This is a genomic window from Rhodococcus sp. NPDC056960 (assembly GCF_042674125.1).
GTDB lineage: Bacteria > Actinomycetota > Actinomycetes > Mycobacteriales > Mycobacteriaceae > Rhodococcus_F.
Window position 1 is genome coordinate 60,167 of record NZ_JBHURF010000016.1, and the last position, 25,653, is coordinate 85,819.

Below are 25,653 nucleotides of genomic sequence, written 5' to 3' on the forward strand. Positions count from 1 at the left end.
TTAGAAGGGTACCGGTGGTTGACTCCCGACGACGATCTTCTACAGTGGTACAGCGCAACACGCCCTCGTATCCCAATTGGCAGAGGAAACGGATTCAAAACCCGTCCAGTGTGAGTTCGAGTCTCACCGAGGGCACTGCCAGGATGTACCGCGAATCGCAGGTCGGATGCTTTCTCCGACCTGCGATTCCCGTTTGGTCCCCCGCTACGGCGTTCCCGCTACCACTGCGCGCCCGCGATCTGCCGGGTGGCGGCGTTGAGGCGGTTCCACAGGTTCACGGTGGCGATCGACAGGACCAGCGCCGCGAGATCCTTCTCGTCGTAGTGCCGGGTGGCCTCGTCCCACACGTGGTCGGGTACGGCGTCCGCGCGATCGCTCAACCGGGTCATCGACTCGGCCAGTGCCAGGGCCGCGCGTTCGGCGTCGGTGAAGTACGGCGCCTCCCGCCACGCCGCGACCGCGAAGATCCGCTCGTTGGTCTCCCCCTCCTTCTCCAGTTCGCGCGCGTGCATGTCCACGCACACGCTGCAGCCGTTGATCTGGCTCGACCGCAAGTGCACGAGCGCGTGGGTCACCGGCGGCACGTTCGCCTTCGCGGTCGCCTTCCCCAGCGCGAGGAGTGCCGTCATGGCGTCGGGAACGATCATCGCGGGATTGGTCATCCGGGCTTTCATGATTGCCTGCCTCCAACTGTATTCGGGTGATGTGATGTCACCTCGGCTTGTTTTCGTTCGTCACTGTTATGACGGACCGCGACGAGGGAATGTGACAGATGGACGACAACGAGTTTCTGGCGCGACGCTTCGAGCAGAACCGCATTCATCTGAAAGCGGTCGCGTATCGGATGCTCGGCTCGCTGAGCGAGGCGGAGGACGCCGTGCAGGAGGGCTGGCTCCGGCTCAGCCGCAGCGAGACGGCGGAGGTGGAAAACCTGCGTGGCTGGTTGACGACGGTCGTCGCGCGGGTCTGCCTCGACATGCTCCGCGCGCGAACGACGCGCCGCGAGGAGTCCCTGGACGCCCACGTGCCGGATCCGATCGTGAGCGCGGTCGACGGCGCCGATCCCGAGCAGGAGGCCGTGCTCGGTGACTCCGTCGGGCTCGCCCTGATGGTGGTCCTCGACACCTTGACGCCGGCCGAACGACTCACGTTCGTGTTGCACGACATGTTCGCCCTGTCGTTCGACGAGATCGCTCCGATCGCCGGGCGGACCCCCGGCGCCTCCCGCCAACTCGCGAGCCGCGCGCGCCGCCGGGTGCAGGGGTCGGGACCGGTCCCGGATGCCGACCTCGTCCGCCAGCGAGAAATCGTCGAGGCATTCATGGCCGCGGCGCGGGACGGACGGTTCGATTCGCTGCTGGAGTTGCTCGACCCGGACATCGTCCTGCGGGCCGACCGCGGCGCAGACGGATCCGGCGTGGTGCGCGGCGCCCGGGCCGTCACCGAGCAGGCCCTCACGTTCTCGCGCTTCGCCCCGTTCGCCCGGCTCGCCCTGGTGAACGGCACTGCCGGGGTGGTGGCCGCACCCGACGGAACTGCCATGTCCGTCATGGCGTTCACCGTCGCGGACGGAAAGATTGCGCGGATCGACATCCTCGCCGACCCGGACCGTCTGCAGCATCTGGGCCTGCCACTGGTCACCGACTGACGATCCGCAGGTAGCGGCGGTTTTTTGTGGCCGATTCTGGGGTTCTGCGCCGTCCTGCCAGTACCATGGTGGGACAGGTACGCCCTCGAGCACGGAGGTCACCCATGGAGCTCGGCACCGTCACATTCACCTACGACGGGCGGGTAGCCCTTCGATTCCAGCAAGCGCTCTCGCACTCGCCGGAGAAGGTGTGGCGTGTTCTCACCGACCCGCAGTACCTGAAGGCCTGGTTCCCCGCCGACGTCGAATTCGATCTCACCCCGGGCGCCGAGCTCGTGTTCCGGGTCACTCCGGAGCAGGTGAGCCGATTCGGACTACCTGCAGATCAGACCACCACCGGTACGGTCATCTCGGTTCACCCCGCACACATTCTCGAGTACCTGTGGGACGCCGAGACGCTGCACTGGGAGCTCGTTCCCGACGGCAGTGGCGGCTGCTGGCTGACACTCACCCACACCGTCGAGGAAGAAGAATCCGCCTACGCACACGCCGCCGGCTGGCATGCAGGACTCGAAGTGGTCGAGGCTCAGCTCGACGGCCGCGAGGTCGACTGGTCGCCGTGGGATCGCGCCGACGAACTCGCCTCGTCGTATCGCAAGACCTCCTGACCACAACGACACGGAGGAGTGCCTATCCCGGGCAGCGCCACCACACCGGCAGCCACCTTCGTCACGGAGGTCACCGGCACGGCGACGCGGCGATGGGGTGTGCACGGCACCGATCTCGGCTGTCCCGTGCGCCTGGCCGACGGCAGCGTCGCGTTCTTCTTCGGCGACACGTTCAGCTCACCCGGCCGACGGCCCCGTGGATGGCGCAGTCCCGTCATGTTGCGTTCCACCACAACCGATCTCCGCGGTGGGGTCGGGTTCGACTCCGCCGCAGGCGGCAGGACGGCGCGGGAGATCCTCCCCAACGCCCACGACGTACGCGAACTCCCCGACCGGGATTCGCCGGGCAGTGAGTTCACCGTCGTTCCCGCGGACGCCGTCACGATCGGCGACCGGACGTATCTGTCCGTCGTCAGTGTGCACTCGTGGAGGTCTGCCGACTGGCCCACGAACTTCACCTATCTCGCCTACACCGACGACTGCGGCGAGAATTGGCACCGGACCGACGCCCGCTGGGACAACCGCGGCGGCTCGCTCGACCAACTGTGGACGATGGAACGCCGCGACGGCTACGTGTACGTGATCTCCAGTGCGTTCGACCGCGAGAATCCGCGCGGGATGATCCTGCGGCGGGTCCCCGAATCGCACATCCTCGATCCGGCGGCCTACGAGGACTGGGGCTGGAACCCCGCCGCGAACTGGGCCTGGGGACAGCCCGCGACACCGATCCTGCCGGGACCCGTCGGCGAAATGTGCCTGCGGAACATCGAGGGCATCTGGGTCCTCGCGTACTTCGATCCCGCCGCCTACGCGATCGTCACCCGCACCGCGGAGCGTATCGACGGTCCGTGGTCGGCGCCGACCGTGCAGGTCGCCGGCGGCGACTGGGGTGCCGCGGACGGAACGTGGGCGCAGATCTACGGCGGTTACATCCATCCCGCATCGACAGCAGACGACCTGCATCTGCTTGTGTCGCAATGGAACACGACCACCGGAGATCCCTACCGGGTTCTGCAGTTCAGGACCCGGCTGGACGTACGGTAGCTCGCCCTCACCCGACGAGTTCCGACTCCGTCCACCGGCCCTCGCCCTCCAGTTCCACCCCACGGGAGTGGAACTGGTTCAGGGTGCTGCGATGCCCGACGCTCACCACGATGCTGTTCGGGAGTTCGGTCCCGAGCAGGGTGTAGAGCGTGTGCTCGAGGCCCTCGTCGATCGCCGACGTGGCCTCGTCGAGGAAGATCACCGCGGGACGGGCGATCAGTACCCGCGCGAACGAGAGACGTTGCTGCTCACCCGGCGACAGGATTCGCGTCCAGTCGGCGATCTCGTCGAGCCGATCACCCAGATTGCCGAGCGACACCTTCGTCAGCGCGTCACGCACGGCGTCGTCGGCCGCCGACGGCTCCTTCGGGTATGCCAGCGCCGTCCGCAGGGAACCGAGCGGAAGGTACGGCCGCTGCGAGAGGAAGATCGCCTCCCCCGACGGCCGGGACACGGTGCCGTCGGCATAGGGCCACAGATCCGCGAGGGTGCGGAGAAGAGTGGTCTTGCCCGACCCCGAGGGACCCTTGACCAGCAACGACTGGCCCGGGCTCACCGTGAGCGCGAGGCCCTCGATGAGCGTCTCCCCCGTCGGGATGCGGACGTCCAGCTTCTCCACCTGGAGGTCGTCGCCCGACTTGCCGGTCTTCAGGACCGGAAGTTCGTCGGCGTGCTGGTTGTCGTTGGCGAGGCCGTTGAGTCGGATGAGGGTGGCACGGAAACTCGCGAAGTCCGCATACGATTCGCGGAAGAAGGACAGCGAGTCGTGGACCTGACCGAAGGCCTGCGACGTCTGCATCACGTCACCGAGCGACACCTGACCGGTGAACAGCCGCGGACCCTGCACGAGGAACGGGAAGATGACGGCCGTCTGGTTGACGGTGAGGTTCCATCCGCTGAACTTCAAGGTCCGGAAGACGATGTGCCACATGTTGCGGATGACGTCGGCGAACCGGCCGGCGAGGGTGCGGCGCTCGACGTTCTCCCCACGGAAGAACGCGATGCTCTCGCCGTACTCCCGCACCCGGATCAGTGCGTAACGGAAGTTGGCGCCGAGTTTCTCGTTGAGGAAGTTCAGCTTGATGAGCGGCTTGCCGATCCAGAACGCCACCGCCGTGGTCACCAGGACGTAGATGTAGACGAGGAAGATCATCGCCCGCGAGATCTCCACCCCGAACACCGTCATCGGGCCGGACAGATCCCACAGGATGCCCGTGAAGGACACGATCGACAGCACCGCCGTCACCGCACCCATCGACAGCGTGCGGGACGTCGTCACGAAGTTGGTGATGTCGGCCTGGATGCGCTGATCCGGGTTGTCGATCGCATCGGCCAGGAACCGGTCGCGGTAGTAGGCGCGGCTGTCGAGCCAGTCGTCGACGAGATGATGGTTGAGCCATGTCCGCCAGTCGATGTCGAGGGTCTGGCCGATCACGTACTCGATCAGGGCCCGCACCACGTGGACCGTCGCCAGAATCGCGAACACGCGGAGGAAGTGCCAGAACGCGGTCTCGTCCAGATTCTGGATCGAATCGTAGAAGTCGTTGTACCAGTAGGAGAACAGCACGGTCATCCGCACCGCGAAGACGGTCGACAGGAGCAGCACCGCCAGGATCACCAGCGGCTTGAGGCTCCGCCGCGGATCGAAGTAGGGCGCGGCGAAGCGCCAGAACTGCCTACCCCATCTGGTGAACCGCGCCAGCAGCACGATCACGACGACGAACACCACGACAGTCATGACGTAGGCCTTCAGCAGCCACATCGAGCTGTCCCACACCACGTTGTTCCAGTCCACGACCCATATCCCCGATCACGAGGTGAAACTCACCAGAAAAGATGGCGAAGTCTAACCCCGCACGCGGGTGCTGGGCGAGAGATACGCGCAGTGTCTACGAGCCCTTCTCCGGCTCAGGCTTTTTCAGGTTGCCCTCGTCGTCGACGTAGTCGTCGAAGGCAGTGCCCGACACCGTGCCGTCGGAGCCGGGCAGGACGACCGTCTCCCGGGCGCCCGGCTCGTAGCGCGCGTCGATCTCTTCCATCTTCTTCTTGGCTTCGGCGATCGCCTCGTCGTCGGGGACGGGGATTTCGGTCTCCCGGCCGGCGTTCTTCTGATCGGGTTCGTCTGCGCTCATCGTGCACGTCCGTTCCGTTGAGGAGATTCCTGACCGACCATACGCCGCGGCCACTGGTTGAACTACCGTTCAAAGCCGTTCGGTGGCAAAGGAATGGCGGGGTCTCTACGTCCGCGGCGGGAAGTGGCGGATCAGGCCCTCCTGGACCACGGTGGCCAGGAGTTCGCCGTCGAGGGAGAAGAACCTGCCCGTCGCGAGGCCGCGGGAGCCCGCCGCGACCGGCGACTCGGTGGCGTAGAGCGTCCAGTCGTCGAACCGGAACGGCCGGTGGAACCAGATGGAATGGTTGACGGTGGCCGCGACGATCCGGTCGAGCCCCCACGACAATCCGTGGGTGGTGATGATGGAATCGAGGACCGTGGTGTCCGACGAGTACCCCATGACGGCCACATGGATCAGCGGATCGTCGGGGAGGTCGCCGTCCGATTTCATCCAGACCCGGTTGTGGGTGAGCTTCTCCCCCGTGCCCTTGAGGATCCACGAGGGGTCGTTCGCGTAGCGCATGTCGATCGGCTTGAGCGCGTCGACGAACATCTTCAGTCGGTCCTCGTACCCCATGAAGTGGTCGCCGAGCGGCGGGAGCGTGTCCGGGAACGGGACGTCGGGCACCTCGACCGCGTGCTCGAGTCCCTTGCCCCAGTCCTGGAACGCCGCCAGCATGACGAACAGTTCTTGCCCGTCCTGCAACGCGGTGACCTGCCGGTTCGCGAAGGCCCGGCCGTCGCGGTGCCGTTCGACGCGGTACTCGATGGGTTCCTTGACGTTGCCGCCACGGATGAAGTGGGCGTTGACCGCGTGCACGGCCCGGTCGCCGCTGACGGTGCGGCCGGCGGCGACCAGTGCCTGAGAGATCAACTGGCCGCCGAACGTCCGGCTACCCACCTGCGCGGGATGCCGACCTCTGTATGTGTCCTCGCCGGTCTTCTCGAGATCGAGAAGTTCGAGCAGGGTCTGGAGATCGGACTTCGCCGCGACTTCGCTCACCTAGTGGTCCTCTTCGCCGATTCTGTGGACGTGGATCAGGTTGGTCGAGCCTACGGTGCCCGGCGGGGAACCGGCGACGATGACCACCAACTCACCCTTCTGGTACCGGCCCAACCCCAACAGCGCGTGGTCGACCTGACGCACCATCGCGTCGGTGCTGTCGACCGGATCGACGATGAACGTCTCCGTGCCCCACGTCAGCGACAACTGACTGCGCACCTCCGGCAACGGCGTGAACGCCAGCAACGGCAACGGCGTGTGCAACCGCGCCAACCGGCGCACCGTGTCCCCGGACTGCGTGAACGCCACCAACGCCTTCGCATCCAGACGCTCCCCGATGTCCCGGGCCGCATACGAGATGACCCCCCGCTTGGTCCGCGGCACATGCGTCAACGGCGGCACCTGCGTCGACTCGTGCTCGACCGCCTCCACGATCCGCGCCATCGTGCGCACCGTCTCCATCACATACTTGCCGACCGACGTCTCCCCGGACAGCATCACCGCATCCGCACCGTCGAGGACGGCGTTCGCCACATCGGACGCCTCCGCCCGCGTCGGCCGCGAATTCTCGATCATCGACTCCAGCATCTGCGTGGCCACGATCACCGGCTTCGCGTTCTCCCGCGCGATCTGAATGGCCCGCTTCTGCACCAACGGCACCTGCTCGAGCGGCAACTCCACCCCCAGGTCACCGCGCGCGACCATCACCGCGTCGAACGCCAGCACGATCGCCTCGAGGTTGTCGATAGCCTCCGGCTTCTCCAGCTTCGCGATCACCGGGATCCGGCGGCCGACCCGGTCCATCACCGCGTGCACCAGCTCCACATCCGCCGGGGACCGCACGAACGACAACGCGATGAAATCGACACCGAGGCCGAGCGCGAACTCGAGGTCCGCGATGTCCTTCTCCGACAGCGCCGGGACCGACACGTTCATCCCCGGCAGCGACACACCCTTGTTGTTGGACACCGGACCACCCTCGGTGACCCGGCACACCACGTCGTTGCCCTCGACCCCGGTGACGACGAGACCGACCTTGCCGTCGTCGACGAGCAGCCGATCACCCGGCCTGGCGTCCTCGGCGAGCTGCTTGTAGGTCGTCGAGACCCGGTCGTGGGTGCCCTCGACGTCGTCGACGGTGATCCGCACGACCTCCCCGTCGGCCCACGTGGTGCGGTCCTCGGCGAACCGGCCGAGCCGGATCTTCGGACCCTGCAGGTCCGCGAGGACACCGACGGCCTTGCCCGTCGCATCCGAGGCGGCCCGCACCCGCTTGTAGTTCTCCTCGTGGTCGGAATGATCTCCGTGGCTGAAATTCAGCCGGGCCACGTCCATACCGCTTTCGACGAGTTCGCGAATACGGTCACCGGTGGCGGTAGCAGGTCCAAGTGTGCATACGATCTTCGTGCGTCGGTTCACGGCCTCGAGCCTAGTCGCCCGGCGCGCCCTTCTCCATTTAGACGACTGCCAGCGGGAGCGCCGTCGGATGCACCGGCGACGGCAGGTCCGACGCCCCCGTCAGATACACGTCGACGGCGTGCGCCGCGGACCGGCCCTCCGCGATCGCCCACACGACGAGCGAGGCGCCGCGGTGCGCGTCCCCGCAGACGAAGACGCCGGGCGCGGTGGTCTGCCAGTCGGGTCCGCAGGACAGCGCACCGCGCCGGGTGGGCGACAACCCGTAGTCGTCGAGCAGCGGCCCGAGGTCGACGCCCTCGAACCCGATCGCGAAAAGCGCCAGTTCGCACGGCAATTCGATTTCCTCGCCGACCGGGGTGATGGTGCGTTTGCCGTCCTCGCGGGTGACCTGCACCTCGGCGAGCACCATGGATCGGACGTTCCCGTTGTCGTCGCCGAGGAATCGCTGCACCGCGACCTGGTACCGGCGGACACCGCCCTCGGCGTGCGCCGGCGACGTGCGCAGCACCATCGGCCATGCCGGCCAGGGGGTCGCGGCCTCGTCCCGTTCCGTCGGCAACTCCGGGTTGTAGTCCAGTTGGGTCACCGACAGCGCGCCCTGACGGTGCGCCGTTCCGAGGCAGTCGGCCCCGGTGTCGCCGCCGCCGATGATGACGACGTGCTTGCCCCTGGCCGTGATCGAGGCGGGCCCGTCCCCCTCGCATTCCTTGTTCGAGGTCACGAGATGTTCCATCGCGAGGTGGATCCCGTTCAGCTCGCGGCCCTCGACGGACGTGTTGTCGCGGGCGCGCAGGGCACCGATCGCGAGCACGACGGCGTCGAACTTCTCACGCATCTGCTCCACTGTGAGGTCGACGCCGACCTCGCAGTCGGTGACGAAGTGGGTGCCCTCGGCGCGCATCTGCATGAGACGCTGATCGAGGATCGCCTTCTCCATCTTGAATTCCGGGATGCCGTACCGCAGCAGTCCCCCGAGCCGGTCGTCGCGCTCGTAGACGGTGACGTCGTGTCCCGCGCGGGTCAGTTGCTGGGCCGCCGCGAGGCCGGCCGGGCCGGACCCGACCACCGCGACCGTGCGGCCCGTCGCGATCATCGGCGGCTTCGGCACCACCGTGCCGGATTCCCACGCCACATCGGCGATGGCCTGCTCGATCCGTTTGATGGTCACGCTGCCCGTCGTGTGCGTGTCGGCGAGCGACAGCACACATGCCGACTCGCACGGCGCCGGGCACACCCGTCCCGTGAACTCCGGGAAGTTGTTGGTGGCGTGCAGCCGTTCACTCGCCGCCGACCAGCGACCGCGGCGCACGAGGTCGTTCCACTCCGGGATCAGGTTGCCCAGCGGGCAGCCCGCACTCCCCGAGTGGCAGAACGGAATTCCGCAATCCATGCACCGCGCGGCCTGCTCGGACACCTCCGCCGCCCGCTCCGCCGGACTCTGCGGCGCGTACACCTCGTCCCAGTCGTGCACCCGCTCCGCGACCGGGCGCTTGCGCGCCTCCTTCTTCACGATGTGCAGAAAGCCCTGTGGATCAGCCACGTGCCGCCTCCATGATCGCAGTGTCGACGTCGAGTCCCTCGGCCTTGGCCATCCGGGTCGCGTCCAGCACCCGCTGGTAGTCCACCGGCATCACCTTGGTGAACAACGCGGACCGCCGCGGCCAGTCGGCCAGCACCGACGCGGCCACCGCCGACCCCGTCCACCGGTGGTGCCGGGTCACCGCGCCGCGCAACCAGTCGAGGTCGTCCGGGTCGGGTTGCAGGAGCGTGACCATGGCCGGGTTGACGTCCGCCGGGTCCAGGTCGAGGACGTACGCGATGCCGCCGGACATGCCGGCCGCGAGGTTCCGCCCGGTCGGTCCGAGGATCACCACCCGTCCGCCCGTCATGTACTCGCAGGCGTGGTCGCCGACCCCCTCCACCACCGCCGACGCGCCCGAGTTCCGCACCGAGAAGCGTTCGCCGACCCGCCCCCGGAGGTACAACTCCCCCGACGTGGCGCCGTAGAGCAGGGTGTTGCCGGCGATCACCTGGGTTTCCGGTACGAACAGGACGTCGTCGGCAGGGCGGACGACGATCCGCCCACCCGACAATCCCTTGCCGACGTAGTCGTTGGCGTCGCCGGTCAGGTCGATGGTGATGCCCGGGGGCAGGAACGCGCCCAGCGACTGCCCGGCCGACCCGGTGAACGTGAGCCGGATCGTGTCGTCCGGCAACCCGGCGGCGCCGTAGCGCCGGGTGACCTCGGCGCCGAGCAGCGTGCCGACGGTCCGGTTGACGTTGCGGACCGGCATCTCGATCTCGACGGCGTGGGCGTCCTCGAGCGCGCCCTCCGCCAACTGGATGAGGGTGCGGTCCAGTGCCCGATCCAGTCCGTGGTCCTGGTCGCGGTTGCGTCGCCGCTGCGACAGCGGCGTCCCGTCCGGCCCGGTGGGGACGGCGAACACGGGACCGAGATCGAGTCCGCGATTCTTCCAGTGCGCGATCCCCTGTGCGGTCTCGAGGACGTCCGCGTGTCCGACGGCCTCGTCGATGCTGCGGAACCCGAGGTCGGCCAGGTACTGTCGCACGTCCTCGGCGACGAACCGGAAGAACTCCTCCACGAATTCCGGTTTGCCGGTGTAGCGCTTGCGCAGTTCCGGGTTCTGGGTGGCGACGCCCACCGGGCAGGTGTCGAGGTGGCAGACCCGCATCATGATGCACCCGGCCACGATCAGCGGGGCGGTCGAGAACCCGAATTCCTCCGCACCCAGCAGTGCCGCGATCACGACGTCCCGTGCGGTGCGCATCCCGCCGTCGCACTGCACGGTGATGCGGTCGCGCAGACCGTTGAGCACGAGCGTCTGCTGGGCATCGGCCAGGCCGATCTCCCACGGCGCCCCCGCATGCTTCATCGACGTCAGCGGAGTGGCGCCGGTGCCGCCGTCATTGCCGGAGATGAGGACCACGTCGGCGTGCGCCTTGCTGACCCCGGCGGCCACCGTACCCACGCCCACCGAGCTGACCAGCTTCACGTGGACCCGCGCCCGATCGTTGGCGTTCTTCAGGTCGTGGATCAGCTGGGCGAGATCCTCGATCGAATAGATGTCGTGGTGCGGTGGCGGCGAGATCAGTCCGACTCCCGGCGTCGAGTGCCGGGTCTCGGCCACCCACGGATACACCTTGTACGCCGGCAGCTGGCCGCCCTCGCCGGGCTTGGCGCCCTGCGCCATCTTGATCTGGATGTCGCTGGCGTTGATCAGGTAGTCGCTGGTGACCCCGAACCGCCCACTCGCGACCTGCTTGACGGCGCTGCGCCGCGACGGATCGTAGAGGCGGTCGACGTTCTCGCCGCCCTCACCCGAATTGGACCGTCCGCCGAGGTTGTTCATCGCGACGGCCATCGTCTCGTGTGCCTCGGCCGAGATCGAGCCGTAGCTCATCGCGCCGGTGTTGAACCGGGTGACGATCCGCTCGGCCGGCTCCACCTCGTCCAGCGGCACCGGCGGGCGCACACCCTCCCGGAACGTGAACAATCCGCGCAGTGCGCCACCGGCCTCCGCGAGGCGGTTCACCTCGTCGCTGTATTTCGCGAACACCTCGTGCCGGCCCGTGCGGGTGGCGTGCTGCAGCAGGAACACCGTCTCGGGAGTGAACAGGTGCAGTTCGCCGTCACGGCGGAACTGGTACTCGCCGCCGTCCTCGAGCCGCCGGTGGGCGAACTCCGCCGGATTGTCCGGGTAGGCCTGCCGGTGCCGGACCATCACCTCGCGGGCGATCTCGTCGAGACCCGCACCGCCGAGTTTGCTCACGGTGCCGGTGAAGTACTCGTGGACGAGGTCGCGGTCCAGGCCGATCGCCTCGAACACCTGCGCCGCCGTGTACGAGCCGACGGTGGAGATGCCCATCTTCGACATCACCTTCAGCACACCCTTGCCGAGCGCGGTGAGGTAGTTCCGCACGGCGATCGTGTGCTCGACTCCGGTGAGTTCGCCTTCCGACACGAGGTCGTCGATCGACTCCATCGCGAGGTACGGGTTGACGGCCGCCGCCCCGTACCCGATGAGCAGCGCGAGGTGGTGGACCTCGCGGGCGTCACCGGATTCGACGACCAACGCCACCTTCGTGCGTTCCTTCGTGCGCACCAGGTGATGGTGCACCGCGGCCACCGCCAGCAGCGACGGGATCGGCGCGCGGGTGTGGTCGGAGTCGCGGTCCGAGATCACCAGCGTCCGGTAGCCGTCCGCGATCGCGGCGCTCGCCTGGGCCCGCAACTCCTCGATCGCCTCGGCCATCCCCGCACCGCCGCGCTCCACGTCGTACAGCGCGCGCAGCACCGCCGCGGCCAGCCCGGGATGGTTGCCGTCCGCGTTGACGTGGATGATCTTGTTCAGCTCTTCGTTGTCGAGCACCGGCCACGGCAGCACGATCTGCCGGCAGGACGCCGCGGTCGGCTCGAGCAGATTCTGCTCGGGCCCCATGACCCGCGACAGCGACGTCACGATCTCCTCGCGGATCGCGTCGAGCGGCGGGTTCGTGACCTGTGCGAACAGTTCGACGAAATAGTCGTACAGCAACCGGGACCGTTGCGACATCACGGCGATCGGGGTGTCCGTCCCCATCGAGCCGAGCGGCTCCCCTCCGGACGCGGCCATCGGCGCCAGCAGAATCCGCAGGTCCTCCTCGGTGTACCCGAACGCCACCTGACGCCGCACCACCGACTCGTGATTGTGCTGCGCGTGCGGACGGTCCGGCAGCGTCTTCAATTCGAGCAGACCGGCATACAGCCACTCGGCGTACGGCCGCTCCGCCGCCAGCCGCATCTTGATCTCCTCGTCGGGCACGATCCGGCCCTCGGACGTGTCGACGAGAAACATCTGCCCCGGTTCCAGGCGGCCCTTCGCCACGACCTCCGCCTGGGGAACGTCGAGGACACCGCTCTCGCTGGCCAGAACCACCCGGCCGTCGACGGTCTGCCACCAGCGCCCCGGGCGCAGACCGTTGCGGTCCAGGACCGCTCCGACCACGGTTCCGTCGGTGAACGTCACGCACGCCGGTCCGTCCCACGCCTCCATCAGCGACGCGTGGAACTGGTAGAACGCCCGCCGGTCGGGGCACATCGACGTGTCGTTCTCCCAGGCCTCCGGCACCATCATCATCACCGCGTGCGCGACGCTGCGTCCGGCGAGGTGCAGCAGTTCGAGGACCTCGTCGAACGACGCCGAATCCGACGCGTCGGGCGTGCAGATGGGGTACAGCCGGCGCAGATCGCCGGGGATCACCGAACTCGCCAGCAGCGCCTCCCGTGCGCGCATGCGGTTCCGGTTGCCGCGAACCGTGTTGATCTCGCCGTTGTGCGCGACGAACCGGAAGGGATGCGCGAGCGGCCAGGACGGGAACGTGTTGGTCGAGAACCGGCTGTGCACGATCGCGATCGCACTCGCGATCCGCGGGTCGCGCAGGTCGGGGAAATACCGCCCCAGCTGCGACGTGGTGAGCATGCCCTTGTAGACGAGGGTGCGGCTCGACAGGGACGGGAAGTACACGCCGCTGCCCTCGGACTCGACCTCGGGAGTGACCTGCTCGGCCCGCTTGCGGAGCGGGTAGACCAGGCGGTCGAGCGCGAGCCCGCCCGGTCGGATTCCGCCGACCGCGGGCCCGGCGACGAACAACTGGGCCATGTGGGGTTCGCAGTCCCGCGCCGTGGAGCCGACGTCCGCGCCGTCCGGGTCGACGGGAACGTCACGCCAGCCGAGGACCTCGAGTCCCTCGTCGGCGGCGAGGTCGGCCACCCGCTGCATCGCGACCGCCCGCGCGCCGTGGTCCTGCGGGAGGAAGCAGATTCCCGCGGCGTAGGTGCTGCTGCCGTCGCCGAGGGGTGCGGGGAGACCGAACGGGGCGACGTCCTCGAAGAACTCGGTGGGGAGTTGGAGCAGGATGCCGGCGCCGTCTCCGCTGTTCGGTTCCGAGCCCGCCGCCCCACGGTGCTGGAGGTTCTCGAGGGCGAGGAGTCCGTCGGCCACGATGGAATGCGAGCGGCGCCCGTGCACGTCCGCGACCATGGCGACACCGCAGGAATCGACTTCCTGGTCCGGGTCGTACAAGCCCTGGGGTCCGGGCGACTGAGAGAACAGCACCGATATACCTCCACATCGGCCAGGAAGACCACCAGTGTGCGCTCCGCACGTGCTGTCGGCGGCCTCCGCTAGCGGGGTCGCCACGACGGGCGCTAACTGCTTTTCGGGGGTCTACCGGGACAGCATCGGCCCGTGAAGGTTGTAACCGGACATATCTCCGGCGCGCTCAGCTTACCAGGACGGATACCCGGCAAGATATGCCGAATCGGGCCCCGGAACGCACCGTGGCCCGTGTCGCATCAGCAACACGGGCCACAGCTTTCACTTCGGTCGTCACTGCTCCCGGAGGGGGCGTCCGTACTTGTCCTTCACACTGCCGGTCAGCATCATGATGCCGTCGACCAACGGCCAGATTCCGCCGATCCCACAGGTGAGCCACGTGACGGCGATCTGCGCGACCGCGATCCCGGGCTGGTTGAGATAGAAGCGCCCGACGCCGAAGGCCCCGAGAAAGATCTGCAGCAGGCCTGCGGTCAGCTTGGACTTGTCCGAGTACGGCTCACCCGTCAGCGGATGCCGGCCGAACGGCGCCGACGGATCGGCGTACACGTTGTATCCGGGCGCGTATCCCGGGGGCGGGTACCCCTGCTGGGGGTAACCCTGCTGCTGGCCGTATCCCGGCTGCTGGTAGCCCGGCTGCTGGTAGTCCTGAGGTGCCGCCCCGTACTGCGCGCCGTAGTTCGGGTCGGGCGCGCCGTACGTGGGACCGTCCGGCTGCTGCGGCTTGTCGTAACCCGGATAGGGCGTGGTCGGCGACGTCGAGTCGCCCACGTTCGGGAACGGCGCCGTCGGCTCGGTCCCGCTCGGCGACGGATACGTGGGCGTCGAACCCCAGCCCGGACCGTTTCCGACACCCGAGTAGGTGTCCCATCCCGGTCCCGTGCCCGACGCACCCGGCGACGGTGTCGCGTCGGACGTGGCAGGCGGCTGGGACAGCGAGGCCTCGGCGGTGGCGTCGTAATCGAAGGGTGAACCGAACTCGGGCGGCAGGTTCGACTCGGTGTTCTCGGTGCCGTCGCTGCTCTTCCCCAGATCGACCTTGTGTGCGTCCTCGGGTACACCCTTGCCGGAATCGTCGGATGCTTTGCCCGGTTCAGTCATTCGCGTCATCCTTCTTGCTGTCGATGGATTTCGTGCCCGCGTCGCCGACCGCACTCGCAGTGCTCGCGGCCTTCTCGTCCGATGCCGGCTCCGACGCAGGCGCGTCGGTGCCCTCGTCCTCCGTCTTCGTTACGGTGTCTGTCTCCGCGGTCTCGCTCTCGACCGGTTCGCTGCCGGCGGGTCGCAGATCCGCCGGATCCTCGCGACCCTTCGTGGCGGCGAAGAAGTACACCAGAGCCGCGACGAACACGAGGGCCGAGGTGAACGAGTTCACGCGGATCCCCGCGATGAGGCTGGCGTGATCGCTGCGCATCAGTTCGATCCAGAAGCGTCCGGCACAGTAGCCGGCGACGTACAGCGCGAACAGGCGGCCGTGGCCGATCCGGAACCGGCGATCGACCCAGACGAGCACGAGGACGATCAGCACGTTCCAGAGCGCCTCGTACAGGAACGTCGGATGCACCACGAATGCGACCTGACCGGTCGAGACGCCGTCGATCAGCTGCGGCGACACCTGACCCGCGTCGTTGCGGCGTTCGAAGATCTCGAGCCCCCACGGGACGTCGGTCTCGCGACCGTACAACTCCTGGTTGAAGTAGTTCCCGAACCGGCCGATGGCCTGCGCGAGCAGGATCGCGGGCGCGATCGCGTCGCCGAGCGCCGGCAACGGGATACCGCGGCGACGGCATCCGATCCAGGCGCCGACACCGCCGAGGGCCACGGCGCCCCAGATGCCGAGGCCGCCCTGCCACACCTTCAGCGCGTCGACGGGGTGGCCGCCCTCCGCGAAGTAGGTCGGCCAGTCGGTCATCACGTGATACAGCCGGCCGCCGATCAGGCCAAACGGCACCGCCCAGATCGCGATGTCGAGGACGGTGCCCTTCTCGCCACCGCGCGCGACCCAGCGGCGGTCGCCCCACACGATCGCGACGATGATCCCCACGATGATGAACAGCGCGTACGCGCGCAGGGCCACCGGTCCGACATACCAGACACCCTGGGGCGGACTCGGAATGTAGGCCAGTACGTCCACAGTGGAAGTCACGACGCCACGGTAGCCGAGCGAACGCCCTCGGCGAGTTCCTCCGTGAGCGAGCGCACCGCATCCAGACCGTTCTCCGCCGCGGTGACCAGCGCAGATCCGACGATGACGGCGTCGGCGTACGCCGCGATCTCGGCGGCCTGGGCGCCGGAACGCACACCCAGCCCGACGCCCACCGGAATGTCCGAGTGGGCGCGGATGCGGGCCGTCAGCTCGGGGGCCATCGACGACACCGCGTCACGCGCACCCGTGACACCCATCGTGGAGGCGGCGTACACGAAGCCGCTGCTGGCGTCGAGGGTCAACGCGAGGCGCTCCTCGGTCGACGACGGGGCCACCAGGAAGATCCGGTCGAGGTCGTGCTCCTTCGACGCGGCGATCCACTCGCCGGCCTCCTCGGGGATGAGGTTGGGCGTGATCAGCCCGAGGCCACCGGCACTCGCCAGGTCACGGGAGAACTTGTCGACGCCGTACTGCAGAACCGGGTTCCAGTACGTCATCACCACGGCCTTGCCGCCGACGGACGCGATGGCCTCGACGACGGTGAACACGTCGCGGACCCGGACACCGTTCCGAAGCGCCGTCTCGGCCGCCGCCTGGATGGTCGGGCCGTCCATGACCGGGTCGGAGTAGGCGATGCCGACCTCGACGATGTCGCAACCGGATTCGACCATCGCCTTGAAGACGTCGATGGAGTCCTGGACGGTGGGAAACCCGGCCGGGAGGTACCCGACGAGCGCGGCACGCTTCTCCTCGCGGCACTGCGCGAACGTCGGGGCGAGGCGCGAGAGTCGTTCGCTCACTTGGCCGAACCTTCCTTGTCAGTCGTGGTGGTCTCGGTCGAGTCGTCGGGATCGAACAGTCCGAACCACTCGGCCGCCGTGTCCATGTCCTTGTCGCCGCGCCCGGACAGGCTGACGACGACGATCGCGCCCTCCCCCAGTTCGCGGCCCAGTCGCAGCGCCCCGGCGACGGCATGCGCGGATTCGATGGCCGGGATGATGCCCTCGCGCTCGGACAGCAACCGCAGGGCGTCCATCGCCTCGGTGTCGGTGACCGGTTCGTAGGTGGCGCGGCCGATGTCCTTGAGGAGTGCATGCTCGGGCCCGACACCCGGGTAGTCGAGGCCCGCGGAGATCGAGTGCGACTCGATGGTCTGCCCGTCCTCGTCCTGCAGCAGGTACGAGTACGCGCCCTGGAACGCACCCGGCGTGCCCGCCGCGAACGTGGCGGCATGCCGCCCGGTCTCGACACCGTCACCGGCGGCCTCGTAGCCGACCAGCCGGACGGCCGGGTCGTCGAGGAACGCGTGGAAGATGCCGATGGCGTTGGAACCGCCGCCGACGCAGGCCGTCACCGCGTCGGGCAGCCGGCCGGTCAGCGCCTGCACCTGGGCGCGCGTCTCCAGACCGACGACCCGCTGGAAGTCGCGGACGATGGTCGGGAACGGATGCGGCCCCGCCGCCGTACCGAAGCAGTAGTAGGTGTTGTCGGCATTGGTGACCCAGTCGCGCAGCGCCTCGTTGATGGCGTCCTTGAGGGTCTTCGACCCCGACTCGACGGACACGACCGAGGAGCCGAGCAGCCGCATGCGGGCGACGTTCAACGCCTGCCGCTTGGTGTCGACGGCACCCATGTAGATGACGCATTCGAGACCGAGCAGGGCACATGCGGTGGCGGTGGCCACCCCGTGCTGGCCCGCACCGGTCTCGGCGATGATCCGGGTCTTGCCCATGCGCTTGGCGAGCAGCACCTGGCCGAGCACGTTGTTGATCTTGTGCGACCCGGTGTGGTTGAGGTCTTCGCGCTTGAGGATGAGACGCGCTCCACCGGCGAATTCGCTCATGCGGGTCGCCTCGAAGATCGGCGACGGACGGCCGGTGTAATCGCGTTGGAGACGATCGAGTTCGTGCAGAAACGCGTCGTCGGCGCGCGCCTTCTCGTACTCGGCGGTGACCTCCTCGATCACCGCCATCAGGGCCTCCGGCACGTGCCGTCCGCCGTACACGCCGAAGTGACCTCCGGCGTCGGGGTCGTGCGTCGTGCGCTCGGCGATTCCGGCGCTGGCAGTCGGCAGATTGCCACCCTTGAAGACGGTTTCCGAATTACGTGAAGTCACAAGGTCCAGTCTGCCCCAACGCCGGGTTCCGCCGCCGCCCGGGTCAGTTCCGCCGACGCAGGCTCAGCGCGACGGCTTGGGGCAGGACGGGTGCGCGCCGGCGTTGACCAGATCGGCCACCGCCTTGCGCGGATCCCCGCTGGTGACGAGGCCTTCGCCGACCAGGACCGCGTCGGCTCCGGCACCGGCGTAGGCCAGCAGGTCGGCGGTACCGCGCACCCCGGACTCGGCGATCTTGATGATCTCCGTGGGCAGCCCGGGAGCGATCTCGCCGAACGTGTTCTTGTCGACCTCGAGCGTCTTGAGGTTGCGCGCGTTGACCCCGATAACCTTGGCGCCCGCTTCGAGCGCCCGATTGGCTTCCTGCTCGGTGTGCACCTCCACGAGGGCGGTCATCCCGAGCGACTCCGTGCGGTCGATGAGCGACGCCAGCGCGTGCTGTTCGAGGGCGGCGACGATGAGCAGCACGACGTCGGCACCGTGCGCGCGGGCCTCGTGGATCTGGTACGGCCCGACGATGAAGTCCTTGCGGAGGATCGGAATGGTCACCGCCCGGCGCACGGCGTCGAGGTCCGCGAGGGACCCCTGGAACCGTCGCTCCTCGGTGAGCACACTGATCACCCGGGCGCCACCGGCCTGGTAGGCGGCGGCCAGTTCGGCGGGATCGGCGATGTCGGCGAGCGCACCCTTCGAGGGGCTCGCACGCTTGACCTCGGCGATGACTCCGATGCCCGGCTCGAGCAGGGCGGCCGCGGCATCGAGGGCCGGCGGTGCGGCAGCGGCGGCAGCCTTGACTGCGGCGAAGTCGAGGACGGCTTCGCGGGCGGCGACGTCGGCGCGCACCCCGTCGAGAATCGAGTCGAGAACAGTCATCGTGGCCCGAGTCCTTTCTGGGCAGAAACCCGATGTGAGGAACATCATCAGGGGTGAAGCCAGCCTAGATGGCACTCTGATTCTGTTTACGTTCGGGTACCCGGGTCCTGGTCGTCGTCGTCAACTTGGTCGACAGCTTCGGCTTTCCTGTCGTCGACCGTCGGGTCCTCTCCGGCGTCGAGCGCGTCCCAGAGCATGCGCTGAGTGACGGGTTCGCCGGCCGAATCGGCGCCGGTCTTCGCCGCATCGCGCCGGGCGCCCGGGCTGTCGTACTTGGAGGAGAGCCCGGCCCGCACCCGGGGCCGGCGGACGAGTTCCACAGCGGCGACGAGGGCCGCGAGTGCGCCGATCAGCACAAGCACGGCGGGTCCGGCGTGCACCGACACCGATTGGACCTCGGCGCGGCCCGGCAGTTCGGCGAGCCGTCCCGCCTCGTCGTCGGAGGCGCCGGAGACGATCAACCTCACCGCGGGCACGGCGGCCGCGACGGCCACCACCGCGACGAGCACACCGAGCACCCGCAGCGCCCAGCCCTTGACCGCAAACGACGCCGCGATCGCGGCGACCAGGGTCAGCGCGAGCGGTGTGAGCGCCGCGGCCCACGTGCCGCCGACGAGGGCCGCGGTGCGTGCCTCGCCGAGCCCGTCGGAGGAGGTGACCTCGACCCACGTCATCCGGGACGCACCCCACAGGCACACCGCGGCGACCGCGAGCAGCAGTACCGCGATCATCGACCGGCGACGTCCCGCCCGCGCGGGTTCCCGAACCGTCTCCGACGCGTCACTCACTGCGTGTCGCCTCCCAGGGTCTTCAGCGTGTGCGCCGCCGCGATCGCGCTGAGCACCGCCATCGCCTTGTTCCGCGCTTCGGTGTCCTCGTACTCGGGATTCGAGTCGGCGACGACACCGGCGCCCGCCTGGACGTACCCGACGCCGTCCTTGATCAGCGCCGTCCGGATCGCGATCGCCGTGTCGGCGTCGCCGGCGAAATCGAGGTACCCGATGATGCCGCCGTAGATCCCGCGGCGCGTCGGCTCGAGTTCCTCGATCAGCTGCATCGCCCGGACCTTCGGCGCACCCGACAGGGTGCCCGCCGGGAAGCACGCGGTGACGGCGTCGAGGGCCTGCTTGCCCTCCGCGAGGTGGCCGGTGACGGTGGAGACGAGGTGCATCACGTGGCTGTACCGCTCGATGTGGCGATAGTCGTGCACCTTCACGGTGCCCGGTTCGCACACCCGTCCCAGGTCGTTGCGACCCAGATCCACGAGCATCAGGTGCTCGGCGTTCTCCTTCTCGTCGGCGAGAAGATCCTTCTCGAGCAGGATGTCCTCCTCCTCGGTGTGCCCACGCCACCGGGTGCCGGCGATCGGGTGCGTCGTGGCCACGCCTTCCGACACGGTCACCAGAGCCTCCGGGCTCGACCCGACGATCGAGAACGCGGTCTCGCCGCTGCCGTTCGGCACGTTGAGGAGGTACATGTACGGGCTGGGGTTGGAGGCGCGGAGCATCCGGTAGACGTCGATCGGGTCGGCGGTGCAGTCGATCTCGAAACGCTGCGACAGCACCACCTGGAACGCCTCGCCCGCCTCGATGTCGCCGACGAGCTTCAGCACATCGGAACCGAAACCTTCGGTGGTGCGCTGACGCCGGTAGTCGGGGGCGGGCTTCGCGAACGTCGACACCGTCGACGACGCCGGGGCCGACAGTGCCCGGGTCATCCGGTCCAGCCGCTCGACCGCGGAGTCGTAGGCCTCGTCGACACGTTCGTCCGTGCCGTCCCAGTTGACGGCGTTGGCGATGAGGGTGATGGCGCCCTCGTGGTGGTCGACCGCCGCCAGATCCGTCGCGAGCAGCATCACCATTTCGGGGACCTGCAGGTCGTCGGTGGCGTGCTCGCCGATGCGCTCGATGCGCCGGACCGCGTCGTATCCGAGAAAGCCGACCATGCCACCGGTCAGCGGCGGGAGGTCGGGCAGCCGCTCGGTCCGGAGCAGTTCGAGGGTCCGGCCGAGGGCCGCGATCGGATCCCCGCCGGACGGCACACCCGCGGGAACGTTGCCGTACCAGGCGGCCTCACCATCGACGACCGTGAGCGCGGCGGGACTGCCCGCGCCGATGAACGACCATCGCGACCACGATCGGCCGTTTTCCGCCGACTCGAGCAGGAAGGTGCCGGGCCGGTTCGCCGCGAGCTTGGTGTACGCCGACAGCGGAGTTTCCGCGTCTGCCAACACCTTGCGCGTCACCGGGACCACCCGGTGTTCGGCGGCGAGAGCGTGGAACTGCTCGCGCGTGGTGGTCGAGTCGGACCCGCCGTCGGCCGGGGTGGCGGCGGACTCGGGTGCGGGAATCGTAGTGGGCTCGCCGTGCATGCCGACCATCATCCCAGGCGCACTCGCCGTGGCTGCGTGCGCGGGTAGCCTCGGCACTCATGAAGCCAGGTCAGCTCGCACCGGAATTCACCCTGCCCGATCAGGACGGCATCGCACGGTCGCTGTCGAGCCTTCTCGAGGACGGCCCGCTGGTGCTGTTCTTCTACCCCGCGGCGTCGACGCCGGTCTGCACCGCCGAAGCCTGCCATTTCCGGGACCTCGGCGTCGAGTTCTCCGCCGTAGGCGCGTCGCGCGCCGGGATCAGCACCGACGCCGTCGCGAAGCAGGCGTCGTTCGCCGAGGCGCAGTCGTTCGACTACCCGCTGCTGTCGGATGCCGACGGCGTCGTCGCCGAGAAGTTCGGTGTCCGGCGGGGACTGCTCGGCAAGCTCGCCCCGGTCAAGCGGTCCACGTTCGTCATCGACACCGACCGCACCGTGCTCGAGGTCATCTCGAGCGAATTCCGCGCCAACACGCACGGCGATCAGGCGCTGGCCTTCCTCCGGACGCGTCAGGCCACCTGAAGCGACCGCTTGGCCAACCCCATCCAGAAGCCGTCGATCACCTGCCGGGGAATCTGTTCGGGATCGCTGGACGCGCCCAGCGTGACGAACAGCGGCGCGAAATGCTCGATCGTCGGGTGCGCGTACGGCATACCCGGCGCGAGCGAGCGGAAGTCGATCAGCGAATCCACGTCGCCCGCGGCGAGGCGTTCCTGTGTCCAGGCGTCGAACTCCGCCGACCAGCCGGGGGCCGTCGCCTCGGGCGACGGGTCGCGCAGGAACGGCAGCCCGTGCGTCGTGAAACCGGAGCCGACGATCAGCACGCCCTGCTCGCGCAGGGGGCGCAGCCGCTGCCCGAGGTGCAGCAGCCGCTGCGGGTCGAGCGTGGGGAGCGAGATCTGGAGCACCGGGATGTCGGCGTCCGGGTACATGACCGTCAACGGCACGTAGGCGCCGTGGTCGAGTCCGCGGTGCGGCTGGTGCGCGACCGTCTCGCTGTCCGGCATCAGGGCCGCGACCTGCGCGGCGAGCGCCGGAGCACCGGGCGACTCGTAGGTGGCACGGTAGAAGCGTTCGGGGAATCCGCCGAAGTCGTAGACGAGTGGGGTGCCGGTGGTGGTGGATCCGATCGTGAGCGGCGCCGATTCCCAGTGCGCCGACACCATCAGGATGGCCGTCGGCCGGGGCAGCTCGCCCGCCCACTCGGCCAGCTGGGACACCCACAGAGCGCTGTCCACCAGCGGAGGCGCACCATGGCTGAGGAACAGTGCGGGCATGGTGGCGGTCATCGCGACTCCTTCGGATAGAGATCCTCCATCGACGGCGCCGGCGAATCACCGACTGTCGATGTTGAACCTTCAAGTTACTATAGGAGTCAACACGCGGCCGCGGCAACTATTCCCCGGCCACGACTCGGCCCGCGGCGTGCTAACTATGTTGGACACGCTGCACGCGTGGATCGACGCACGAATGGAGGACACCACCGATGAGTGGTAACGACGAGGGCAATTCGGACCAGCCCGCCACCCGATGGCTCGACGCCGAACAGCAAGAGGCCTGGCTCACCCTCATCGCACTGGTCACCCGGCTCCCCGCCGCACTCGACACCCAACTGCAGCGTGACTCCGCACTCACCCACTTCGAGTACTTCGTCCTCGCCTCGCTCTCCGGTGAGGAGAACCGGCGCCTCCAACTGTCTCTGCTCGCCCAGCGCGCCAACGCGTCACTCTCCCGGCTGTCCCACGTCGTCACCAAGATGGAAAAAGCCGGCTGGGTGCGCCGCGAGAGCATCCCCGGCAGCCGCGGCTCCGACGCCGTCCTCACCGACGAAGGCATGGCCAAAGTCGTCGAGGCCGCCCCACCGCACGTCGAATCCGTCCGATCCCTCATCTTCGACGGACTGTCCACCGATCAGGTACGGCAACTGTCCGAACTGTCCGGCGCCATGCTTACCCAGTTGGACAAGAGCATCGCCTCCGGAACCGGCCGAGCCTGAGAGCAACTCAGCAGCTCACCCCAGCGGCGACCCGGCAGCTCACCCCAGCGGCGTCCCGCCGACACCCCAGCTGTCGCGCGGGACCTCGGTGATCGTCACCCACACCGCCGCGGGATCCTTACCCGTCGCGTCGGCGTAGGCCTTCGTGACGGCCTCGATCGTGGCGCGCTTCTGCTCCGCCGTGAGCCCCGGTGTCTGACTGATCTGAATGAGTGGCATGGCGGACATTCTGCCCGACAGCGGGCACGCTACTCCGCAGCGAGCAGCACGTCGGTGTCGAAGCAGGTGTGCGTGCCCGTGTGGCACGCCGCCCCCTCCTGATCGACGACGAGCAGCACGCTGTCGCCGTCGCAGTCGAGCCGCACCTCGTGCACGAACTGCGTGTGACCGGACGTCTCGCCCTTCACCCAGTACTCCTGACGGGACCGGGAGTAGTACGTGCCCTTGCGGGTCTCGAGGGTGCGCGCGAGGGCCTCGTCGTCCATCCACGCCACCATCAGGACGTCGCCCGTGGACCGTTCCTGCGCGACGGCGCTGAACAAGCCCGCCTCGTTGCGCTTGAGCCGGGACGCGATGGCGGGATCGAGACTCATCGGACGGTGATCCCTTCTTCACGCATGGACTTCTTCACGTCGCCGATCGTCATGTCACCGAAATGGAAGACGCTGGCGGCGAGGACGGCGTCCGCGCCCGCACCGACCGCGGGCGCGAAGTGCTCGACCGCGCCCGCTCCCCCGCTGGCGATCACCGGCACGTGCACGGCAGCCCGCACCGCCCGGATCATGGGCAGGTCGAAGCCGGCCTTCGTGCCGTCGGCGTCCATCGAGTTGAGCAGGATCTCCCCGACACCCAGTTCGGCGCCCCGGACCGCCCACTCGACGGCGTCGATGCCGGTGCCGCGCTTGCCGCCGTGCGTGGTGACCTCCCACCCCGACGGGGTGTCGGGCTGCCCCTGCGGCACGGTGCGCGCGTCCACCGACAGCACGATGCACTGGGACCCGAAGCGTTCGCTGAGTTCGCGGAGCAACTCGGGCCGGGCGATCGCCGCGGTGTTGACGCTCACCTTGTCGGCGCCCGCCCGCAGCAGCCGGTCGACGTCCTCGACGGTGCGGACACCGCCGCCGACCGTGAGCGGGATGAAGACCTGCTCCGCCGTCCGGCTCACCACGTCGAGCATGGTGCCCCGGTCCGCGGTGGACGCGGTGACGTCGAGGAATGTGAGCTCGTCGGCGCCCTGGGCGTCGTACGCGGCGGCCAGCTCCACGGGGTCACCCGCGTCCCGCAGGTTCTCGAAGTTGACGCCCTTGACGACGCGCCCGGCATCGACGTCCAGACACGGAATCACACGAACCGCCAGAGTCATTGCGTACGCCCTCCTGAAGGCTCGGAACGGGGATCACCCAGTGATCCGAGGATATCGAGAATTTCGCCGTGCACTCCGGGCGCTCCGGCGAGCACCGAATCGGACGTCACTGTCCAGGGCCGGCCGCCCAGATCCGTCACCACACCACCCGCGGCGCGCACCAGCGCGACACCGGCCGCGTTGTCCCACGCATTGTGCCCGAACACCACCGCGCCGCCGAGTATTCCGGCCGCGGTGAACGCGAGGTCGACACCCGTGGATCCGTGGATCCGGATACGCGAGGACACCCGGCTGAGCTGCGCGAGGACCTGCAGTCGGAAGGCGCCGGGGATTCGGCCGCGACTGTCGATGTTCAGCGCCCCCAGACCCACGATCGACGACGCCAGCGACGTGCGCCCGAGCCGTGGCAGCGGCTGTCCCCCCTCGAGCAGCGGGCCGTCCGCGACCGCCGCGTACCGTCGCCCGACCAGCGGCAACCAGGTCAGACCGAGAACGGGAACCCCGTCGTCGAGGAGCGCGAGCAGGGTGCCGGCCGTGGGCAGACCGGCCGAATAGTTGAAGGTGCCGTCGATGGGGTCGAGCACCCAGACGGGTCCGCTGTCGAGGTCGGGACCGCCGAATTCCTCCCCGTGGACGTCGATGCCGGTCCGGTCGCGCAGTTCCCCGGTCAGCCGCTTCTCGAGTTCGAGATCGACGGCGGTCGCGAAGTCGTCGGGACCCTTGTGGACAGCGCTGGGCGCACCCACACCCGAGACGAACCGGTCGTGCACTCCGTCGAGCAGCTCGCTGGCGACGGCGAGGAGTTCCCGGGGATCACGGGACAGGGCCATGGCGC

The 25,653-nt window shown here is 68.5% G+C and carries 24 protein-coding genes and 1 tRNA gene; 6 read left to right on the forward strand and 19 right to left on the reverse strand.

Annotated features, from left to right (window positions below; all coding sequences use genetic code 11):
- The first annotated feature begins 61 nt into the window (after window positions 1–61).
- Window positions 62–135: transfer RNA gene (locus ACFTWF_RS25150), tRNA-Leu, on the forward strand.
- 83 nt (window positions 136–218) lie between these two features.
- Here the strand turns inward: ACFTWF_RS25150 and ACFTWF_RS25155 are convergent.
- Window positions 219–674, reverse strand: a complete 456-nt coding sequence (locus ACFTWF_RS25155) for a carboxymuconolactone decarboxylase family protein (protein WP_378463880.1) — start codon at window positions 672–674, stop codon at window positions 219–221.
- Between the two features lie 98 nt (window positions 675–772).
- Between ACFTWF_RS25155 and ACFTWF_RS25160 the strand changes: the two genes are divergently transcribed.
- The 3 genes from ACFTWF_RS25160 to ACFTWF_RS25170 all read left to right on the forward strand — a co-directional run bounded on the left by ACFTWF_RS25160 (window position 773) and on the right by ACFTWF_RS25170 (window position 3,300).
- Entirely contained in the window at window positions 773–1,648 is an 876-nt protein-coding gene (locus tag ACFTWF_RS25160; RefSeq protein WP_378463881.1) for a sigma-70 family RNA polymerase sigma factor, read from the forward strand.
- Window positions 1,649–1,752: 104 nt separating this feature from the next.
- Window positions 1,753–2,256 (forward strand): SRPBCC family protein, encoded by a 504-nt coding sequence (locus ACFTWF_RS25165; protein WP_378463882.1) that lies wholly within the window; start codon window positions 1,753–1,755, stop codon window positions 2,254–2,256.
- Between the two features lie 18 nt (window positions 2,257–2,274).
- Entirely contained in the window at window positions 2,275–3,300 is a 1,026-nt protein-coding gene (locus ACFTWF_RS25170; protein WP_378463883.1) for a DUF4185 domain-containing protein, read from the forward strand.
- 7 nt (window positions 3,301–3,307) lie between these two features.
- Here the strand turns inward: ACFTWF_RS25170 and ACFTWF_RS25175 are convergent, their stop codons facing one another.
- From ACFTWF_RS25175 to ACFTWF_RS25235, 13 genes are all read right to left on the reverse strand, one after another.
- The gene (locus ACFTWF_RS25175; RefSeq protein WP_378463884.1) at window positions 3,308–5,095 is read right to left on the reverse strand and encodes an ABC transporter ATP-binding protein/permease; all 1,788 of its coding nucleotides are present in this window, start codon (window positions 5,093–5,095) and stop codon (window positions 3,308–3,310) included.
- A 94-nt stretch (window positions 5,096–5,189) separates the two neighbouring features.
- On the reverse strand, window positions 5,190–5,432 hold the full coding sequence (locus ACFTWF_RS25180) for a hypothetical protein (protein ID WP_378463885.1): 243 nt from the start codon (window positions 5,430–5,432) through the stop codon (window positions 5,190–5,192).
- 105 nt (window positions 5,433–5,537) lie between these two features.
- Window positions 5,538–6,416: an acyl-CoA thioesterase gene (locus ACFTWF_RS25185; RefSeq protein ID WP_378463886.1), complete on the reverse strand. Its 879-nt coding sequence runs from the start codon at window positions 6,414–6,416 to the stop codon at window positions 5,538–5,540.
- Entirely contained in the window at window positions 6,417–7,835 is a 1,419-nt protein-coding gene (pyk, locus tag ACFTWF_RS25190; RefSeq protein WP_378463887.1) for a pyruvate kinase, read from the reverse strand.
- A gap of 37 nt (window positions 7,836–7,872) precedes the next feature.
- Complete coding sequence (locus ACFTWF_RS25195; protein WP_378463888.1) at window positions 7,873–9,375, reverse strand: glutamate synthase subunit beta; 1,503 nt, start codon at window positions 9,373–9,375, stop codon at window positions 7,873–7,875.
- Window positions 9,368–13,951, reverse strand: coding sequence for a glutamate synthase large subunit (gltB, locus tag ACFTWF_RS25200; protein WP_378463889.1), 4,584 nt, complete (start codon window positions 13,949–13,951; stop codon window positions 9,368–9,370). Before gltB ends, ACFTWF_RS25195 begins: the two co-directional genes overlap by 8 nt.
- Before the next feature lie 273 nt (window positions 13,952–14,224).
- Window positions 14,225–15,052: an NINE protein gene (locus ACFTWF_RS25205; RefSeq protein ID WP_378463890.1), complete on the reverse strand. Its 828-nt coding sequence runs from the start codon at window positions 15,050–15,052 to the stop codon at window positions 14,225–14,227.
- Window positions 15,045–16,097, reverse strand: a complete 1,053-nt coding sequence (gene lgt, locus ACFTWF_RS25210; RefSeq protein ID WP_378463891.1) for a prolipoprotein diacylglyceryl transferase — start codon at window positions 16,095–16,097, stop codon at window positions 15,045–15,047. The genes ACFTWF_RS25205 and lgt overlap by 8 nt, the downstream gene beginning before the upstream one ends.
- On the reverse strand, window positions 16,094–16,897 hold the full coding sequence (trpA, locus tag ACFTWF_RS25215; protein WP_378463892.1) for a tryptophan synthase subunit alpha: 804 nt from the start codon (window positions 16,895–16,897) through the stop codon (window positions 16,094–16,096). Before trpA ends, lgt begins: the two co-directional genes overlap by 4 nt.
- Complete coding sequence (trpB, locus tag ACFTWF_RS25220; RefSeq protein WP_185724355.1) at window positions 16,894–18,213, reverse strand: tryptophan synthase subunit beta; 1,320 nt, start codon at window positions 18,211–18,213, stop codon at window positions 16,894–16,896. The genes trpA and trpB overlap by 4 nt, the downstream gene beginning before the upstream one ends.
- A gap of 63 nt (window positions 18,214–18,276) precedes the next feature.
- Window positions 18,277–19,086, reverse strand: coding sequence for an indole-3-glycerol phosphate synthase TrpC (gene trpC / locus ACFTWF_RS25225; RefSeq protein ID WP_378463893.1), 810 nt, complete (start codon window positions 19,084–19,086; stop codon window positions 18,277–18,279).
- An 86-nt stretch (window positions 19,087–19,172) separates the two neighbouring features.
- A complete protein-coding gene (locus tag ACFTWF_RS25230) occupies window positions 19,173–19,874 on the reverse strand; it encodes a TIGR02234 family membrane protein (RefSeq protein ID WP_378463894.1) in 702 nt (233 codons plus the stop codon).
- The gene (locus tag ACFTWF_RS25235) at window positions 19,871–21,457 is read right to left on the reverse strand and encodes an anthranilate synthase component I (RefSeq protein WP_378463895.1); all 1,587 of its coding nucleotides are present in this window, start codon (window positions 21,455–21,457) and stop codon (window positions 19,871–19,873) included. The genes ACFTWF_RS25230 and ACFTWF_RS25235 overlap by 4 nt, the downstream gene beginning before the upstream one ends.
- A 59-nt stretch (window positions 21,458–21,516) precedes the next feature.
- Between ACFTWF_RS25235 and ACFTWF_RS25240 the strand changes: the two genes are divergently transcribed.
- Window positions 21,517–21,981 carry a peroxiredoxin gene (locus ACFTWF_RS25240; protein ID WP_378463896.1) on the forward strand — a complete coding sequence of 155 codons (465 nt, stop codon included), beginning with the start codon at window positions 21,517–21,519 and terminating at the stop codon, window positions 21,979–21,981.
- Here the strand turns inward: ACFTWF_RS25240 and ACFTWF_RS25245 are convergent.
- Window positions 21,969–22,748 carry a dioxygenase gene (locus ACFTWF_RS25245; protein ID WP_378463897.1) on the reverse strand — a complete coding sequence of 260 codons (780 nt, stop codon included), beginning with the start codon at window positions 22,746–22,748 and terminating at the stop codon, window positions 21,969–21,971. The genes ACFTWF_RS25240 and ACFTWF_RS25245 overlap by 13 nt on opposite strands.
- 197 nt (window positions 22,749–22,945) lie before the next feature.
- Here ACFTWF_RS25245 and ACFTWF_RS25250 point away from each other — a divergent pair, with 197 nt between their 5' ends.
- Window positions 22,946–23,455, forward strand: a complete 510-nt coding sequence (locus ACFTWF_RS25250; protein WP_378463898.1) for a MarR family winged helix-turn-helix transcriptional regulator — start codon at window positions 22,946–22,948, stop codon at window positions 23,453–23,455.
- Between the two features lie 39 nt (window positions 23,456–23,494).
- Here ACFTWF_RS25250 and ACFTWF_RS25255 read toward each other — a convergent pair whose 3' ends face one another.
- The 4 genes from ACFTWF_RS25255 to ACFTWF_RS25270 are packed head-to-tail and all read right to left on the reverse strand — an operon-like array spanning window position 23,495 to window position 25,648.
- A complete protein-coding gene (locus ACFTWF_RS25255) occupies window positions 23,495–23,683 on the reverse strand; it encodes a 4-oxalocrotonate tautomerase family protein (protein ID WP_378463899.1) in 189 nt (62 codons plus the stop codon).
- A 20-nt stretch (window positions 23,684–23,703) separates the two neighbouring features.
- Window positions 23,704–24,048: a phosphoribosyl-AMP cyclohydrolase gene (gene hisI, locus ACFTWF_RS25260; RefSeq protein WP_378463900.1), complete on the reverse strand. Its 345-nt coding sequence runs from the start codon at window positions 24,046–24,048 to the stop codon at window positions 23,704–23,706.
- Complete coding sequence (hisF, locus tag ACFTWF_RS25265; RefSeq protein ID WP_005247506.1) at window positions 24,045–24,818, reverse strand: imidazole glycerol phosphate synthase subunit HisF; 774 nt, start codon at window positions 24,816–24,818, stop codon at window positions 24,045–24,047. Before hisF ends, hisI begins: the two co-directional genes overlap by 4 nt.
- Window positions 24,815–25,648, reverse strand: a complete 834-nt coding sequence (locus ACFTWF_RS25270) for an inositol monophosphatase family protein (protein ID WP_378463901.1) — start codon at window positions 25,646–25,648, stop codon at window positions 24,815–24,817. The genes hisF and ACFTWF_RS25270 overlap by 4 nt, the downstream gene beginning before the upstream one ends.
- Window positions 25,649–25,653 lie beyond the last annotated feature (5 nt).

Excerpts from the sequence above, each read along its gene's own strand:
- ACFTWF_RS25245 (WP_378463897.1), bottom strand. The coding sequence starts at position 22,748 with ATGACCGCCACCATGCCCGCACTGTTCCTCAGCCATGGTGCGCCTCCG.
- hisF (WP_005247506.1), bottom strand. The coding sequence starts at position 24,818 with ATGACTCTGGCGGTTCGTGTGATTCCGTGTCTGGACGTCGATGCCGGG.
- ACFTWF_RS25250 (WP_378463898.1), top strand. The coding sequence starts at position 22,946 with ATGAGTGGTAACGACGAGGGCAATTCGGACCAGCCCGCCACCCGATGG.
- ACFTWF_RS25255 (WP_378463899.1), bottom strand. The coding sequence starts at position 23,683 with ATGTCCGCCATGCCACTCATTCAGATCAGTCAGACACCGGGGCTCACG.
- ACFTWF_RS25205 (WP_378463890.1), bottom strand. The coding sequence starts at position 15,052 with ATGACTGAACCGGGCAAAGCATCCGACGATTCCGGCAAGGGTGTACCC.
- ACFTWF_RS25180 (WP_378463885.1), bottom strand. The coding sequence starts at position 5,432 with ATGAGCGCAGACGAACCCGATCAGAAGAACGCCGGCCGGGAGACCGAA.
- ACFTWF_RS25240 (WP_378463896.1), top strand. The coding sequence starts at position 21,517 with ATGAAGCCAGGTCAGCTCGCACCGGAATTCACCCTGCCCGATCAGGAC.
- ACFTWF_RS25235 (WP_378463895.1), bottom strand. The coding sequence starts at position 21,457 with ATGCACGGCGAGCCCACTACGATTCCCGCACCCGAGTCCGCCGCCACC.
- ACFTWF_RS25270 (WP_378463901.1), bottom strand. The coding sequence starts at position 25,648 with ATGGCCCTGTCCCGTGATCCCCGGGAACTCCTCGCCGTCGCCAGCGAG.
- hisI (WP_378463900.1), bottom strand. The coding sequence starts at position 24,048 with ATGAGTCTCGATCCCGCCATCGCGTCCCGGCTCAAGCGCAACGAGGCG.
- ACFTWF_RS25155 (WP_378463880.1), bottom strand. The coding sequence starts at position 674 with ATGAAAGCCCGGATGACCAATCCCGCGATGATCGTTCCCGACGCCATG.
- ACFTWF_RS25165 (WP_378463882.1), top strand. The coding sequence starts at position 1,753 with ATGGAGCTCGGCACCGTCACATTCACCTACGACGGGCGGGTAGCCCTT.
- trpC (WP_378463893.1), bottom strand. The coding sequence starts at position 19,086 with ATGACTGTTCTCGACTCGATTCTCGACGGGGTGCGCGCCGACGTCGCC.
- ACFTWF_RS25160 (WP_378463881.1), top strand. The coding sequence starts at position 773 with ATGGACGACAACGAGTTTCTGGCGCGACGCTTCGAGCAGAACCGCATT.